Source organism: Veillonella agrestimuris (assembly GCF_943193065.1).
Taxonomy (GTDB): domain Bacteria; phylum Bacillota; class Negativicutes; order Veillonellales; family Veillonellaceae; genus Veillonella; species Veillonella agrestimuris.
Genome location: NZ_CALPCS010000002.1, coordinates 89,444 through 107,432, shown reverse-complemented (window position 1 = coordinate 107,432; position 17,989 = coordinate 89,444). Strand labels below are relative to the sequence as shown.

General features: G+C 36.9%; 14 protein-coding genes. All 14 read right to left on the bottom strand.

The annotated features are described in order from the left end of the window. Positions 1-10: 10 nt before the first annotated feature. The 14 genes from mnmA to NFR29_RS01465 all read right to left on the bottom strand — a co-directional run bounded on the left by mnmA (position 11) and on the right by NFR29_RS01465 (position 17,989). Positions 11-1,072 carry a tRNA 2-thiouridine(34) synthase MnmA gene (gene mnmA / locus NFR29_RS01530; RefSeq protein ID WP_251422187.1) on the bottom strand — a complete coding sequence of 354 codons (1,062 nt, stop codon included), beginning with the start codon at positions 1,070-1,072 and terminating at the stop codon, positions 11-13. A 105-nt stretch (positions 1,073-1,177) separates the two neighbouring features. Continuing rightward, positions 1,178-2,419: a methionine gamma-lyase family protein gene (locus tag NFR29_RS01525; RefSeq protein ID WP_251422185.1), complete on the bottom strand. Its 1,242-nt coding sequence runs from the start codon at positions 2,417-2,419 to the stop codon at positions 1,178-1,180. Between the two features lie 55 nt (positions 2,420-2,474). After that, positions 2,475-3,404 (bottom strand): tRNA (adenosine(37)-N6)-dimethylallyltransferase MiaA, encoded by a 930-nt coding sequence (gene miaA / locus NFR29_RS01520; RefSeq protein ID WP_251422182.1) that lies wholly within the window; start codon positions 3,402-3,404, stop codon positions 2,475-2,477. Between the two features lie 8 nt (positions 3,405-3,412). Further along, the gene (locus tag NFR29_RS01515; protein ID WP_251422179.1) at positions 3,413-4,216 is read right to left on the bottom strand and encodes a class I SAM-dependent methyltransferase; all 804 of its coding nucleotides are present in this window, start codon (positions 4,214-4,216) and stop codon (positions 3,413-3,415) included. A 29-nt stretch (positions 4,217-4,245) separates the two neighbouring features. Beyond that, positions 4,246-6,192 (bottom strand): DNA mismatch repair endonuclease MutL, encoded by a 1,947-nt coding sequence (gene mutL / locus NFR29_RS01510; protein ID WP_251422176.1) that lies wholly within the window; start codon positions 6,190-6,192, stop codon positions 4,246-4,248. Beyond that, the gene (gene mutS, locus NFR29_RS01505; RefSeq protein ID WP_251422173.1) at positions 6,192-8,834 is read right to left on the bottom strand and encodes a DNA mismatch repair protein MutS; all 2,643 of its coding nucleotides are present in this window, start codon (positions 8,832-8,834) and stop codon (positions 6,192-6,194) included. The genes mutL and mutS overlap by 1 nt, the downstream gene beginning before the upstream one ends. A gap of 2 nt (positions 8,835-8,836) precedes the next feature. Then, complete coding sequence (miaB, locus tag NFR29_RS01500) at positions 8,837-10,153, bottom strand: tRNA (N6-isopentenyl adenosine(37)-C2)-methylthiotransferase MiaB (RefSeq protein ID WP_251422170.1); 1,317 nt, start codon at positions 10,151-10,153, stop codon at positions 8,837-8,839. A gap of 8 nt (positions 10,154-10,161) precedes the next feature. Then, positions 10,162-11,040, bottom strand: coding sequence for an Asp23/Gls24 family envelope stress response protein (locus NFR29_RS01495; RefSeq protein WP_251422168.1), 879 nt, complete (start codon positions 11,038-11,040; stop codon positions 10,162-10,164). After that, a complete protein-coding gene (locus tag NFR29_RS01490; RefSeq protein ID WP_251422165.1) occupies positions 11,031-11,864 on the bottom strand; it encodes a PHP domain-containing protein in 834 nt (277 codons plus the stop codon). The genes NFR29_RS01495 and NFR29_RS01490 overlap by 10 nt, the downstream gene beginning before the upstream one ends. A 282-nt stretch (positions 11,865-12,146) precedes the next feature. Beyond that, complete coding sequence (locus NFR29_RS01485) at positions 12,147-13,865, bottom strand: proline--tRNA ligase (protein WP_251422162.1); 1,719 nt, start codon at positions 13,863-13,865, stop codon at positions 12,147-12,149. Between the two features lie 3 nt (positions 13,866-13,868). Then, complete coding sequence (gene ispG / locus NFR29_RS01480; protein WP_251422159.1) at positions 13,869-14,945, bottom strand: flavodoxin-dependent (E)-4-hydroxy-3-methylbut-2-enyl-diphosphate synthase; 1,077 nt, start codon at positions 14,943-14,945, stop codon at positions 13,869-13,871. A gap of 23 nt (positions 14,946-14,968) precedes the next feature. Next, positions 14,969-15,988 carry an RIP metalloprotease RseP gene (rseP, locus tag NFR29_RS01475; RefSeq protein ID WP_251422155.1) on the bottom strand — a complete coding sequence of 340 codons (1,020 nt, stop codon included), beginning with the start codon at positions 15,986-15,988 and terminating at the stop codon, positions 14,969-14,971. A gap of 1 nt (position 15,989) precedes the next feature. After that, entirely contained in the window at positions 15,990-17,141 is a 1,152-nt protein-coding gene (locus NFR29_RS01470) for a 1-deoxy-D-xylulose-5-phosphate reductoisomerase (protein WP_251422153.1), read from the bottom strand. A gap of 26 nt (positions 17,142-17,167) precedes the next feature. Continuing rightward, positions 17,168-17,989 (bottom strand): phosphatidate cytidylyltransferase, encoded by an 822-nt coding sequence (locus NFR29_RS01465; RefSeq protein ID WP_251422150.1) that lies wholly within the window; start codon positions 17,987-17,989, stop codon positions 17,168-17,170.

Genomic DNA, 17,989 nt, shown 5'->3' with positions numbered 1-17,989 from the left:
CGTCTCCTTTCTAACATACTGTATCGATAACCGCGCCTCCTAATAGTTGAGTTCCTTTATAGAACGCTACCGATTGGCCCGGTGTAATAGCTCGTTGCGGTTCCTCAAAAATGACTTCCATCGTTTCATCATCTAAAATTCTAGCTACGCAAGGAGATGGGTTGGCAGCATATCGAATTTTCCCTTCCGCATGTAATTCTTTTGGAATTGTGTCGTCTAAGAAATTATAAAATTTACAAATCATTTTATTCGTAAATAATCGTTCATTAGGTCCTACGATAACTTCGTTTTTCTCACCGTTAAAACCTATTACATATAAAGGATATTTATAAGCCACACCTAGGCCTTTTCGTTGGCCAATGGTGTAATTAAAAAGACCTGTATGACGACCTAATACTTCCCCCTCTTCCGTAACAATATTGCCCGGCTTTGGTGGCGCTTTCATTTCCTCTTCTACTAATTTTTGATAATTACCATGCGGTAAAAAACAAATATCTACACTATCCGGTTTTTTCGCTACAGGCAAATTAAATTCTTCTGCCATTTTTCGAGTTTCCGTCTTATGTTGCCCACCTAATGGGAACATAAGATGACTCAAAATGTGTTGGTTCATATTGTACATAACATAACTTTGATCTTTCGATGGATCAATGCCTTTATGCAATTCATATAAACCGCTCGTTTCATTAAAATTAACTTGCGCATAGTGACCTGTTACCATATGAGTCGCACCTAGTTCTAAGGCTCTATTTAACATTAAATCAAATTTAATATTTTTGTTACAAAATACGCATGGATTCGGTGTACGACCATAAGCGTATTCTTTTACAAAATAATCTACCACATTATCATAAAATACATCTCTCGCATCGATAACATGATGTTCTATACCGAGAAAATCACACATCTTCTTAGCATCTGTCACTGCTAATGGTACAGAATCGTAGTCTGTTCCACTAACCCATAACCATAATGTAATGCCAAATACTTCATAACCTTCTTTCAGTAACATAGCAGCTGTTAACGAGCTATCTACGCCACCACTCATGGCAACAGCAATCTTTTTTTTCATACTTTCTCCTTACAGGTCAAAAGACCAAGAATAATCAGGGTGAAAGCCTGACGTGTAAAACACTAATTATTGTATTCCATACTAGGAATACTAGTACTATACCATTTACTGGCGATATTTCAAAATTTCTTCTGCAGCGCCTAAAATACCGAGCATGGAATGTTCAAATACTAGGCCACCTTGCATAAAAATAGTATATGGTGGTCGAATAGGGCCATCAGCACTAAGTTCAATAGAAGAACCTTGCACAAAAGTACCGCCAGCCATAATGATTTTATCTTCATACCCAGGCATATCTCCTGGAATAGGATGAACATGAGCATCTACTGGGGAATACGCTTGCATACCGCGACAAAATTGTTCCATCTCATCAGCATTTTCTAAATTAATGGCTTGAATCAAATCATAACGCTTTGCATTAACTTTAGGAAATACTTCATATCCTAACAGTTCTCCTACTGCCGCTGTATACACCGCCCCTTTTAAAGCTTGCAATACAACGTGAGGAGCCATGAATAGTCCTTGGAAAAACAATCGATACCCAGGTGTATACGATCCCATATGATCCCCTAAACCAGGTGCTATTAACTGATATGCTGCATCTTCGACTAAGTCTGCTCGACCTACAATATAACCACCGGTAGGTGCTAATCCACCGCCAGCATTTTTAATAAGTGATCCAGCCATAATATCTGCACCGGCTTCTAAGGGTTCCTCTAATTCTGTAAATTCACCATAGCAATTATCAACGAAACAAATCGCTGCTGGGTTCTTAGCTTTCACTACGTGAACAATGGATCGAATATCATCAATTGATAAAGGCTCACGAGTGCTATAACCACGAGAACGTTGAATCACTACTGTTCTCGTATCTTTAGTAACAGCATCACCAATAGCATCTAAATCATAGCGATTGTCTTTTAAAGGTACTTCTTTATAGATAAAGCCCTTTTCAACTAAGGAGCCTCTCACTTCTCTCGTAGCGCCAATGACAGATTGCATAGTATCGTAAGGAGCGCCTACAGCATAAATAAATTCCTTACCTTTATCACCATTCCCCATAATTGCCATCAAAGTGGTAGCTAACGCATGGGTGCCCGATACAAAATGAGGTCTTACCAGTGCTTTTTCACCTTTAAAGACATAGGCGAATACTTCATCTAATTTTTCCCGACCTCCGTCATTATAGCCATATCCAGTAGTGCCATTGAAATGGTAGTCAGATACTTGGCATTCTTTAAAGGCTTCTAATACTTTTTTTGTGTTAGCCAATGCAATCGGTTCAAACTTCTTAAATTCTGGTTCTGCCATTGCAAGAGCTGTATTGCGAATATCTTCTAATGTCATTATATCTCTTCTTTATATACGTTACTTTATAATATCCAATACTATATATGCCAATCTAGATACCTAAATTTTTTGTAATAATAGATTGAGCTTGTTCAAAAATATCTAATTCAGTCATAGATGAATCAATATAGATCCACTTAATATAAGGCATCCGCTTATACCATGTAATTTGACGCTTTGCAAAATGACGCGTATGTTTCTTAATTAACTCAATAGCCTCATGAAGGGTAATATGACCATCGATATATTGAATCATCTCTTTGTAACCGATACCTTTGAAAGCTTGTCTTTCTCTTTGAACACCGTGATGTAATAAAAATCTGACTTCATCTACTAATCCACGGTCAATCATGATATCCACGCGTCTATTGATACGCTCGTATAAATCATCTCGACTTCTTTCTAATCCTATCACTGGCCCCATATAGGATAAACCATCTTTCGTTTGATTTATTACCCCTTCATAATGGCCAGCCTCCATCAATTCAATGGCACGATATAAGCGATGTTTATCAGTATAATTAATCTGAATTCCGCCTTTGTCAGCAAGATCTTCAGCCTTATGCCTAAGGCCATCTATACCACGTTCTTCATATAGTATATCTAATTGTTCTCGCAGTTCAACATTTGGTGCTATATCATTAAAATTATAATTTTCTAATAAGGACTGTACATATAACCCAGTCCCACCGGATAGAATAGGAATAGTCCCTTTATCATTTAACCTTGCAATAATATCTTTTGCTTGTCTTTGAAAAAGAGAAACACTATACGTATCATTAGGCTCTAATATGTCGATTAAATGATGCGGGGCTATATGCAATTCTTCTTCATTAGGTTTCGCCGTACCAATCGTTAACCCTTTGTATACTTGGTAAGCATCGCCAGAAATAATTTCGGCACCGTAGGCTTTAGCTAACGCCAATGTTAAGTCTGTTTTCCCTACTGCTGTAGGACCTAGAATCGTAATTAACCGCTCCATCATATCTCCTATACGTAATATATACCATATCCAATACGACTGTATTTTCCACCTACCCATGCATGAGGTGGATATCTACGAAAAATAGAACTAGATGGTCTTTCTTTTATAATCACACCTAACCGAGCTACTTCTTTAGACTGCATCATCACAGCATCAGTAATCGTACTCTCCACCGTATATCCACGCAACGGTTTAAATTGAGGACTTTCTTCAATAGGCCGTTCAAACATAGGATCAAAATAAATGATATGGACACTCTTTTTTTCTTTCTTAGCTAGTATATCCCGAAAATCACCGTGGATCGTTGTAATCCGTCGTAACGCAGCCGTTACATCGTCCTTTTCGTGGTGAAAGTTCTGTAAGCCATAAGTAGTAGCTAACCAAATGGGAAAAGAACCTTCTATACTTTCAATGGAAGCGTTAGGAAAGGCATAAGATAAGATGATACTATCCCCGCCAAGTCCTAATGTACAATCTAACATGGATAAATTCTGTACGGAACCATGATCAGATGCATCCTTATTATGTATGAGTTGGTTCACCGCAGATACTAAATGATCATCGCCATCTTTATCAATTCTCAACAATCTCAGTTGCGCCATAGATAGATGAAAGCTATGTCTTTGGTCCTCATTGAAATGAATCGTTAAGTCCTGATTACCGACTACCGCTACAGGCTGAGATATAGTTAACAACTCTTGCAAAGGACGCTTAGCACGTTCAACATAAGATAAAGAAAATTCTAAGGCCAATCGTTTAGCTTCTAATTTTTTCTCTTCTGTTATTTTTTGCGATGTCGTAATAATCATATAACCCTTTTATCTAAACTCTATTATCATTAAGAACGCAAAAATAATTTTCCCAGTTCTTGTGGTGTAAATTTAATAATAGTAGGACGTCCATGAGGACACACATATGGTTTTTCTGTATGAAATAAGTCTTCAATAAGTGTAGTCATTTGATACATATTGAGATTATGGCCCGCTTTTATAGCACCACGACACGAGGCGTAGGCTAACATTTCATGACGCAATTGTGCTTGTGTAGGTTGTTCATGATTATGTAAATAGGTAAATACATATTGCAAAATTTCTTGCGCTTTACTTTCTACAAGATCAACAGGCGCTCCTACCACTTTCATTTGACTAGGTCCACCTAATTCAACGTCAAAACCCAAGTCTAATAAAGCATCTCGTTCTGTGTCGATCAAATCGATTTCATCATCCGTTGCACTATGATAAATAGGTACTAATAAAGTTTGCATGGGAATTGCTTCCGACGATTTACATAATACATCGTAACGCACTCGTTCATGAGCAGCGTGTTGGTCGATAATGTATAAATCGTCTCCTTTTTTTGCCAAAATATAGCAAGAAGCAACTTGTCCCATCGGTATAAAACCAGAGGTTTGAATTTGCCGTTCTTCTATAGTTTCGCTGTGGATACGATGGAATCGTTCTTTATCTTCCGTCGTATAACTACTATAAGCAGTTGGTACAGCGGTGAAAGAAGCATCGTCAAAATATTCCTGTTCATAATTAACTTTTTTAGGTGCCGTGTAGCCCTTTTCTTTTAATCCATCTACAAAGTCTTGTGTTTCTTGGCGCAATACTTCATAGCCTTTGCTACGAGTATTGCCAAAAACCTTATCATAGTCAACTGTAGTAGCAATATGTTCTGCTACATTGTTCATATCTTTAACAGACTGTGTGGATTGATACGAATCATAGCCTTTAGACTCGGTATTCATAGAAGAGTCTAAAAATTGAGAAGACTCTCGCTGATATCGTTCGTGCAACGGATTATTTAAAGCGTTTAAAATACTATGATAAACAGCTTTAAAAATGATTTTATCATCCGAGAATTTAACTTCACTCTTGCGAGGATGTACATTAATATCCACTATGTCCGGTGGCACTGTAATTTGTAAAACCACTAAAGGATGTCCATTTTTGGGGAGCAATGCATGATAGGCATTGTCGATGGCTTTAATAATAGTTTTATCAGAAATAACGCGATTATTAACGATAATTGTTTGCCAAATACGAGTGCTCTTCAATAATGTCGGTTTTGATACGACACCTTCAATAAAGATATGTTCACTTTCATAGGCAACAGAAAAAATATCTTCTTTCGTTTTATATCCATATAAGGCTGCCACAGTATCGGCTAATACTCCATTTCCAGGAGTGATAATGGAGATCTTATCATCTACAGTGAGTTTAAATGCAATATGAGGATTACTAAGCGCTAGTTTACCTACAATATCTTGAATTTTTGAGCTTTCTGTACGCTCTGTTTTCAAAAATTTTCTTCGCGCTGGCGTATTATAAAATAAATCTCGTACTTCAATGGTCGTACCAGGCGCTGACCCATAAGGACTACAATCTGTGAAAGCACCGCCATCAATAAGGATACGCGTGCCCATATCATTCTCTTTTGTTCGCGTTACTAAGGAAAAATGAGATACTGAGGCAATACTAGCTAACGCTTCGCCGCGGAAGCCCAATGAAGCAATATCAAATAAGTCTTCTACTTGTTGAATTTTTGACGTCGCATGGCGCAATACAGCGAGACGAGCATCTTCTTCAACCATCCCTTTTCCATTATCGGTAATGCGCATATAATTAATACCACCATCACCAATTTCTACGTCAATCGTTGTAGCACCAGCATCGATAGAATTTTCAACTAGCTCTTTTACCACTGATGCAGGTCTTTCTACAACTTCTCCGGCAGCTATTTTATTGATTGTTGTTTCATCCAATACATGAATAGTCGCCATTATTTACCGCCTCCATTGCGAGCTTCTAATTGTAATTGATGAATAGCATTTAACGCTTCTATAGGGGTCATCGTATTGATGTCCATAGCTAATAATGAATCTACTACAGAGTGAGTAAATAGATTTCCAAATCCCTCTAAACTGTTTATATCTTTAGCAGTTAAGGGTGTAATCAGATCTGCACCATTCACTGTATGAGACGTCTGTACTCGATCTGCTAAATTTTCACTAGATGGACCTTGTTCTTCTAAATTCGATAAGATCACTTCTGCTCGTTTTAATACTTGTTGTGGAAGACCTGCTAATTTAGCTACATGAATACCATAACTCCGGTCTGCGCCGCCTCGAATGATACGGCGCAAGAAAGCAATATCTTTCCCTTTTTCTTTGACAGCTACGGTATAATTTTTTAACCTCGGATATACATCTTCCAAAGGAATTAACTCATGGTAATGTGTAGCAAATAAAGTTTTTGCATGCACGTGTTTACAAATATGTTCTACTACCGCTTGAGCAATGCTCAAACCGTCAAACGTACTTGTGCCTCGACCAATTTCATCGAGGATGATTAAACTTTTCGAAGTAGCATTATCTAAAATATAAGCTACTTCCTTCATTTCCACCATGAACGTACTTTGCCCAGTAGAAATATCATCACTAGCACCAACGCGTGTAAAAATGCGATCTACTGGAGAAATCGTGGCTTCTCGAGCAGGAATAAAAGAACCGATTTGGGCCATAATCATAAGAATTGCTACTTGTCGCATATACGTAGACTTGCCGGCCATATTAGGGCCTGTAATGAGCATAAACTCTTCTTCATCGTGATTCAATAGTACATCATTAGGTACAAATACCTCACGTTTTAAGAGTTTTTCAATGACTGGATGTCTACCATCACGAATATTAATAGAGCCATTCATAATGATACTCGGGCAAATATAATTCGACTCATATGCTACTGTGCTTAACGATGCTAATACATCTAGTTCGGCCAGAGCTCTTGCCGTTTCTTGAACACTTTTAACCACATCTTTAATTTGCTCCCGCAATTCTTGATATAAGCGATGTTCTAAAGCGATGATTTTTTCTTTGGCACTGAGAATTTTGATTTCAAATTCTTTCAATTCTGGCGTAATATAGCGTTCTGCATTAGCTAACGTTTGTTTACGAATAAAGTAAGGAGGCACATTTTCTGCATGTAATCGAGTCACTTCAAAATAGTAACCAAATACTTTATTATATCCAGTTTTTAATTTAATACCAGTTTCTTCCTTCGCTTTATCTTCTAACTCTTTTAACCATTCTTGACTATTGGTAGATAAAGAACGAAGTTCATCTAGTTCTTCATTATAGCCATCTCGAATGACACGACCTTCTTTTAATGTCAAAGCAGGCTGTTCAGCAATCGCTCTAGATAAGAGCTCATATATATCGCGATGATCATTCATGCGTTCATTAATAGATGTTAAAGCGAGACCTGAAAACTGGGCCAATACAGATTTAATACGCGGCAATACTTCTAATGATTCCCGCAAAGAGGTAAAGTCTCGTGGTGATACAGATCCAGTTTCAATACGACCTACAATACGTTCAAAATCATAAATATTGTCTAAATACGATTGTAATTCTAGACTTTCCGCATGTTTTGTAATCAATTCAGAAATAGCCGCTTGTCGTCTTTGAATATGAGGTACATCTATGAGTGGTGTTTCTAACCATTGTTTTAATAGCCGTGCCCCCATAGGTGTTAATGTACGATCTAATACATCAAGTAAAGTCCCTTTTACACCGCCATCACGAAGATTATGGGTAATTTCTAAGTGGCGCAGTGAGGCAGTATCTAAAATCAATCGATTGCCCACATCTAATTGATGAAGGTAGTTAATATGAGAAATACCAGTTTTGATAGACTCTTCTAAATAGAGGAGCATAAAACCTAATGCTTCTAGCACATCTTCTTCCATTAAACCAACACTTTCAAAATGGTCATTGGCTTTTTGTCTAGCTTCTTCTATTCGATTCAATGCAGAAAATGGAGAAAACACAATATGCTCAAATTGATTATCAATAAAATCTGTAATTTGCGTCGGTATCGTGCTACCCTCAGGAACAATGATTTCAGATGGTCTATAAATACTAAAAGCATCATAGAGATGACTCATTTGATCTGTAGGAACGCGGTCCCAGATGACTTCCCCTGTTGATATATCCGAAAAAATCAAAACCCATCCATCTTTTACAGCATAAAAGAGAGATAAAAAGTTATTACTCCGTGCATCATTTCCATTTTCTGTCATAACAGTACCAGGGGTAATGACTTTTACAACATCCCGCTTTACAATACCTTTTACAGCTTTCGGATCCTCTAATTGTTCGCAAATAGCAACTTTATAGCCTTTTTTTACTAAAGTATCGATATAACTTTCAGCAGCATGAAAAGGAACGCCACACATTGGTGTTCGTTCCTCTTCCCCTGCAGATCGGCCTGTTAAGGTAATATTTAATTCTCTAGATGCTGTAATTGCATCTTCATTAAATAGTTCATAAAAATCACCTAACCGAAAGAACAATAATTCGTCAGGATGACGAGATTTAATCTCTAAATATTGTTCCATCATAGGTGTTAATTTTTTTGCCATTCTTACCCCTTTTGAATCGTGCCGTAGCAGACCCAAGTTTGTGCTTTATCAATATAAGCTGGTACAGTCATACCTACTGTTAAAGACTCATCTTTGGGAAATAATACCATTTTATTCCCTGATGTACGACCAAACCACATATTATCATCTTTTGCACTTGGACCTTCTACGATAATATCATATATGTGACCTTCCATTTCTTTATTTAGCTCTAAAGAAATTTCATTTTGAATGTCCATTAATTGTTGTAATCGAACTCGTTTTACTTCCTCTGGTACTTGGTTTTCCATCGTAGCTGCTGGAGTGCCCGACCGCTTAGAATAAATAAATGTATACGCCATATCGTATCGTACATCTTTAAGCAGTTGTAACGTTTGTTCAAAATCTTCCTCTGTTTCTCCTGGAAAGCCTACAATAATATCTGTAGTAACTACTACATCTTTGATTGTTTCACGACAATATTGTAATAGTTCTTTATAATGCTCGATGGTATAGTGTCTATTCATCTTTTGTAAAATACGATTGGAACCAGACTGAATTGGTAAATGTAAATGAGTCACAATATTGCTAGATCGACCTAATGCATCAATCATGGATTTCGTCATATCTTGAGGATGACTCGTCATATAGCGAATCCGCTCAATACCAGGAATATTGTCAAGAGCATCTACTAAAGTACCAAAATCAGTGCCATCTTTAAAGTCTAACCCATAGGAGTTTACATTTTGCCCTAACAAAGTAATTTCTTTAAAGCCTTTTTTACCTAACTCGGTTACTTCTTTTACGATAGCTTCCACAGGTCGACTAATCTCGCGGCCTCGTACATGAGGAACGATGCAATATGTACAGAACTTATTACAGCCATTCATAATAGGAACCCAAGCAAAAAACGTACCATTTGGTTTAGCCTCTAACTCTGGTAACACTGTATGGTCCATTTCTACATTGATTTGATGTTTGTGAGTTCGTTTTACTTCATCAATCATTTCATTAATATGTTGAATATTATGCGTCCCCAATACAATATCAATATGTGGAGCTCGTTTGAACATATCTGCTTGATTTTTCTGAGCCATACAACCAGTAATAGCAATAATTAAGTCTTTATTTTTTTGTTTTAATCGTTTTAATTCACCAATCCGTCCATACACCTTAGTTTCTGCAGTTTCACGAACAGCACAAGTATTCAATAGAATTAAATCCGCCTCTTCTACATCTTCTGTAGGACCATAGCCAACCAGTTCTAATTGATGCGATAGTCGCTCGGAATCGGCCGTATTCATTTGACAACCGTAGGTATAAATATAATATGACTTCATTCTTACTCCTAGGTGCGTTTAATAATTTTACGCTTTGTTTCTACAATATGTTTAACTTTAATGGTCATCCGTTCTACAGACATGCCTGTAATATATTCTAATTCGTTGCGAACTGATTTCTGTACCTCTTGCATTAATGGTTTCACAGAATAACCTCGTTCAATAACAACAGACATATCTAACATCAATCCATTTTGCCCTTTCGAACTTTTTTTGAAAGTAATGTCTGACGATGTATCTACGCCAGCTACTTTTTTCAATCCATTTTTAACAAGTTTAATAATTACGTCATCATCAAATGTTAGACGACCATAATAGCTAAAGGCCGGTCTTACCACAGAACGTTCAAAACCTTCAGAACCAATGTGACCAATTTTGTCTGGATCTTGTTTTCTAAATGTTCTACGACGCCAAATTGTTTTTAATGGATCAATTAAGTACCCTCTAAAATGAGGCTTTAATTCCATGGTAGGAACAGGAATAATATGCTTCCCTTCTTTTAACCGCGCATATTGAGCGCGTTCAATCTCCTTTGGTGTAGCTACATCTTCAATACGAATATAACGATCAGGATCTTGCAATCCTAAAGCTTTCGTTATTTTTTTCACCATATTGTCAGAGGTGCCAATAATCATAAGTTTATTTGGATTAATTTTTTTCAGTTCTTCTTTTACAGCTTTAACTTGTAATGGGTCTTGAAAAATAGCTCGCCGAACTGCTTTGAGTCGGTTGGCTTCCTTTTTTGCCGATGTACCGGCTACAATTTTATTATCATAAATTAAAATACCATCATCAATGATGCATTCTACACTATTTTCATGAGCTAGTACGAGAGCTCTATGACTCTTACCAGTACCGCTGCTACCAACAAAAGCAATTACTTCCATTGATGCGTCCTTTCATCTAAAAGATTGATAAATGACTCTACTTTGCTACTATCTACGGTATATTCACCTAAATAACGAGGATATCGATTAGGTATACCATGGTAATCAGAGCCACCTGTAACAAATAGATTTCGTTCTTTTGCCATTTGCGCATATAATGCTTCGTCTTCTTCATTGTGTTTCGAATGATACACCTCGACACCATCAAAATCATAGGTTAATAATTCTTTTACATAGTCATCATTATTAATTAACTTTGGATGAGCTAGTACAGACAAACCATGAGCACCATGAATAATATCTAAAATCTCTGACACCTCGATTTTCACTTTAGGTATGTAACAAGGACTTTTAGAGCTCAAAATAGAACTAAACACTTCTTGTACATCTTTTGCATAACCGTGATTGATCAATAACTGTGCCACATGAGGGCGCCCATAAGCTTTTGTATGAGAATATAGTTCTTTCAATTCTTCAAAACTAATAACATAACCATGTTCATTGCATAATCGTATAATTTCTTTAATACGGTCTTCTCGCTTAGTTTTAAAATACTCAATAAATTCACATAATCTAGGACTATAACGATCAAAATCATAGCCTAAAATATGAATATCTTTGCCTTTATAATGACCACTAAATTCGCAACCTGTAATAATTCTCACGGGTGATATAGATGCTAATAATTCATCCACACCTGCAATTTCGTCATGATCGGTAAGTGATATGATGGAAATATTGTTAGTAACGGCATGTTGTAATAATTGTTTTGGTACTTCTACACCATCAGAAAAGGTAGAATGCATATGAAAATCGACAATCATATATACCTCCTTATTACAAATCCTTATCTTTTTATTATGACTTAAAAAGGCGCTAAATTCAAGAACCTCTATACAGATCCCTGAATGATCTCTTATACACGCCGACATATTATCACTTAATTTAGTTTTATGTATGCACCCTATTAAGACACAATAAATAATATAAAAATTGCGATTCTAATGAAAGATTCACTAGAATCGCAGTTTTCATATGCTATAGAGTCATACGATTATGTATCATTTACAGTGCTGTACGGAGTAAATCACACGTAGAGAAACTTATTATAGTGTAAATAATAGAGCACGAACTTTTTCAAGAACTTCATTAATTGGGCAATTAATAGCTTCCCCTGTTTTTCGAATGCGAATTTCTACTTCCTGACTCTCTAATGTATTTTTACTTACTGTAATACGTAATGGATAACCAATTAAGTCAGCATCTTTAAATTTTACACCAGCCCGATCTTTACGGTCATCTAATAATACGTCTACTCCATTCTTAAGGAGTTCGTTATAAACAGCTTGACTCACGTTCATTAAAGATTCGTCTTTTGCATTAATTGGAACAATAACAACTTCAAATGGAGCGATAGATCTCGGTAAAATAATGCCATTTTCATCGTGATATTGTTCAATAGCCGCCGCTAATGTACGACTCACACCAATACCATAACAGCCCATGACCATAGGTGTAGGACGCCCATTTTGGTCTAAAAATGTAGCATCTAAACTTTCAGAATATTTCGTACCAAGCTTAAATACTTGCCCCACTTCAATCCCTTTGCTTTTCTCTAATGGAGAACCACATATTGGGCAACTATCTTCATCAGTAATGAAACGAATAGGTGCCACAATGATGTCGTCAACGTTAAAATCACGTTTAGGATTGATATTGATATAATGAGCATCAGCTTTATTAGCACCACCACAAACATTGTAAGACTCCATAATGGATTCATCTACGACGATTAGGAAGTTTTCATTTTGTTCTAAACCAACAGGACTAATAAAACCAGCCGTTAATCCTACAGATGCTAATTCTTCTGGAGTTGCCATTTCTGGTTCTACAGAACCATTCACAGCATGTTGCACTGCTACTTCATTCACTTCGTGATCGCCACGAACCATAGCTAATACAACTTTACCATCTACGGAGAGAACAACAGCTTTCATTGTTTTTTCAAGTGGTAATTGCAACATATTCGCTACAGCTTCAATAGTAGAAGCATTTGGAGTATCTACGATTTGTAATTCTCCTAATGGCTCTACCTCTTGTTTCATAATGCCTGGTTTACCAATTTCAATATTGGCCGCATAATCACAAGATGTACAATGTACTATATCGGCTTCACCAGCTTCAGCAATGGCCATAAATTCATGCGTTTTGCTACCACCAATTGCTCCGCTATCGGCTTCAACTGGTCTGAAAGTAAGTCCACAGCGAGAGAAGATCCGACTATATGCATCGTACATAGATTGGTATGATATATCTGCACCGGCTTCATCGATATCAAAAGAGTACGCATCTTTCATAATAAATTCTCGACTGCGCATTAAGCCATAGCGGGGACGGCGTTCATCGCGGAACTTACTTTGAATTTGATATAAATTAACAGGTAATTGACGATAGGAGTTAATTTCATGTTTCACTAAGGTAGTAATCATCTCTTCATGAGTAGGTCCTAAGCAATACTCTACATCATGACGGTCATTGATGCGCATCATTTCTGCACCATAAGCATTCCAACGACCAGATTCTTTCCACATATCGGCAGGTTGCAAAATAGGCATCATAATCTCTTGAGCCATAGAACGATCCATTTCTTCTCGTACAATAGCTTCAATTTTTTTAATACTCCGCCAACCTAATGGTAAAAAACTATATAATCCATTAGCAACTTTACGCATAAATCCTGCGCGCAACATTAATTGTTGACTCACTACATCGGCATCAGAAGGAACTTCTCGCAATGTAGGAGCATATAATCTAGTGGCTAACATATTTTACTCCTCACTAAGTATTTCTAAATATTCGTCAATTTCTCTAAATAATGCGTCTACCAATTCTGCTTCAGGGACTGTTTTAAGAACTTCCCCTTTGCGGAAAACAATGCCTTGACCATTGCCACCGGCAATACCAAAATCAGCTTCTCGAACTTCTCCTGGACCATTTACAACGCACCCCATAACAGCAACTTTTATAGGTGCCGAAATAGTAGCTAATCGTTCTTCTACAATAGCGGCCATATCAAATAAATTGACTTGGCAACGACCACAAGTAGGACAAGAAATCATAGTAGCACCAAAGTTCCGTAATCCTAAATTTCCTAATATCCCTTTAGCTACTTCAATTTCATGAATGGGATCCCCTGTTAAGGATACGCGCAATGTATCACCAATACCATCTAATAATAAGGCCCCAATACCCATAGCAGACTTTATAGTCCCTTGCTTCACTGTACCAGCTTCGGTTACACCTAAATGCAAAGGATATGGTACTTTATCAGATAGTTTCCTATAGGCTTCTACCATTAACGGAACTTCTGTAGCCTTAATGGATAGTTTCATCTCTGTATAGTCTAGCTTTTCTAAAATACGTACATGTTCTAATGCCGTTTCTACCATGCCATCGGCTGTTGGATGTCCACCATGGGCTTCTAAAATATGTTCTGGCAGTGAACCTGCATTTACACCTATTCGAATAGGAATTTGTTTTGGTTTAGCCTTTTCAATGACAGCTAATACCTTGTCTTCTCCCCCAATATTGCCAGGATTAATACGAAGACCATCGACATTGTTATCAATAGCTTCTAAAGCTAACCTATAATCAAAATGAATATCTGCAATTAAAGGAATTTGAATGCCTGCGCGGACGGATTTTAACGCTTTTGCCGATGCCATTGTTGGCACTGCCACGCGAACTAATTCGCAACCAGCAGCGGCCAATCCATTAATTTCAGCAATCGCCTTTTCGGTATGCACTGGATCAGTAGTAATCATCGATTGGATACTGACTGGCGCATAGTCCCCAATTTTAACAGCCCCTACATGAATACCCTTTGTGGGCTTTCTAGTAATCATATATACTCCTTTAGATTATTGTATTACAATAATCGAATAATATCTTTTGTAGTGACATACACAAATAAAGCAATCATCATAGCTACGCCAGCCATTTGAATGTACATTAGTGCCTTTGGTGGCAATTTGCGTCGAGTAATGGCTTCTACCAAAATAATCACTAAATGGCCACCATCTAGCACCGGCAATGGTAATAGGTTGATGATTCCTAAATTAATACTTAACAGTGCTGCAAAAGCTAATAGTGGCACAAATCCTTGTTGCGCTACAGATCCAGCCATTTGAGATATCCCAACCGGTCCAGATAATTCAGCTTTTTCTGTGCCCATAATCATATCTTTCAAACCTAGTACCATAGATTCAATAATATGACCAGTTCTCTGTACAGCTAACGTAAAAGACTCCCCTACGCCAAGAGCTTGTCTATCAAAAGACGGATAAATACCAATACGAATGCCATTACCATCATCTTTAGGTACAACAGTCGTCTCTAAAGATTCACCATCTCGACTCACTACAATAGGAACACCATGATTAGCTTTTGTTTCTTTTAAAGTCACGGAAATGTCTTCCCATTTGGCAATTGGTTTATCATTAATAGATAAAATGACATCTCCATCTCGCAAATTAGCGAGCGCTGCTGGCTCCCCAGAAATAACACTTCCAATAATAGGCTTATCAGAAGTCGATAAGGAACCGACAAACACATTAATGCCAAAGAAAATAATGATGGCTAATAGAAAATTAAAAATTGCACCTGCAGAAATAACAATAAATTTCTGATAGGCTGGTTTATTATAAAAAGAACGATCATTTAATGGTTCTTCAGGACTCATACCAGCAATTCTATTAAATCCACCTAGTGGGATGGCACGAATAGAATATAAAGTTTCCCCATATTGAACTTTCACTAAGACAGGGCCAAAACCGATAGCAAATTCATCGACTTGCATTCCCGAAAGCTTGGCTGTAACAAAATGACCTAATTCGTGGATAAAGACGATGAGGCCAAATACAAATATTGTGGCTAATGCCGTTATCATATTATCTCCTATATATTATTTCATTAGCTATTTTGCGAGCCCATAAATCGACAGCTAATAAATTATCTAATGTAAATTCACTCGTATTCTCTGCTTTATCTAATACAGCAGTTACTATTTTATAAATATCGCCAAAACGAATAATATCATCTAAAAATGCATATACAGCTGTTTCATTGGCAGCATTAAAAATAGCAGGCATAAAATGTCCTGCTCTGCCTACTTCATAAGCTAATGCTAAGGCAGGGAAATCCTTTATTCTAGGCGGTATAAATTCGAGTTGTAATATCTCTTTAAAATCCAAATGATTCATATCTAACGGTAATCGTTTTGGATAGGTTAAGGCATATTGTATAGGCTCACGCATATCAGGATTGCCTAATTGCGCCAATATAGCTCCGTCCTTCATACGAATCATGGAATGTATAATGCTCTGTGGATGTACAACCACATCGATATGATCATAATCAAAACTAAATAACCAATGTGCTTCTATCACTTCTAAACCTTTGTTAAAAAGTGATGCCGAATCAATAGTAATTTTATTGCCCATATTCCATGTAGGGTGTTGCAAACAATCTGCTGCAGTGGCAGTGGCAATATCTTCACTTTTCCAATTTCGCAAAGGTCCACCAGAAGCGGTAAGAATCAAGGAGTCTACATTATCCTCATGTTGACCTTCTAAACATTGAAATATAGCACTATGCTCACTATCAATAGGAAGAATTTGTACATCATAGTCCTTAGCCAGACGAGTAATAAGAGGCCCACCAGCCACCAATGTTTCTTTGTTAGCAAGACCGATTGTTTTTTTATGTTGTATAGCTTCTACTGTAGGTTTAATACCTACAGCACCTACAATAGCGGTGATAACCATAGTTGCTTCCTGTAAAGTAGCCGCTGCTATCAAAGCCTCTTCACCGCCAATTAACTTTGTTGGCCCCGTATATTTTGATTTAAGGGTCGCATATGCTTCTTCATCAACAACACCTGCTAAAAGTGGTTGAAATTCATTAATTTGAGCTTCTAGTAATTCAATATTTTTATGAGCTACTAATGCCACTGCAGAAAACATATCTGGATGTTGTCTTATAACGTCTAATGTCTGCGTTCCAATAGAACCAGTACTGCCAAGTATACTTATATATTTCATAATTACCTTCTACTCTATTGTGAGACTTATGAATATAAGAAAATAAATAGTAATGTAGCTGGTGCTGTAAATAATAGACTATCAAAACGGTCTAATACGCCACCATGGCCAGGTAATAATACACCAGAATCTTTCACATTACATAAGCGTTTCATTTTCGATTCAAATAGATCTCCTAATGGCGCTAATATACCGCAAATTATTCCTACATAAATCCCCATAGAGATAGGTAAGAATGTGATAACTGCATATACTGCACCAGTTATAATACAACCAATAAATCCGCCAATAAATCCTTCTAGAGTTTTATTAGGACTAATATTAGGTACAATTCTATGTTTACCAAACGCTCGGCCTGCAAAATAAGCAAAGGTATCGCTAGCCCAAGTAGAAAATAACAGAAGCCATAATAGTACTACACCCCAAGCAGTTCCTTCCATAGGCATTTGCACTGTAGTATATAGCTCATTATGACGAATGAGTAACAACGATACAAATCCTAATACTACATAAAATAGTCCAAATATACTATAAGCAACACTAGTCATATTATATTTTCCAGTGCTGAAGGTTGTAATCATATAGAGTAATGCCACGAAAATAATCCCTATGGATATACTCATAACATAAGCATTAAACCATAGTGGTACAAAGATAGCGATAATCGCTAAAAATCCCCATAGAATAGGCAAGCGTAATCGCTTTTCTTTATAAAGAAATACGAATTCTCTCCATCCTAGTAAGGCTAATAATGTAATAACAATATCGTAGATTAATCCGCCTACAGTAATAGCACCTAAAGCAATAATAAAACCTATAATAGCTGTAATTACTCGAGTCTTAAGCAT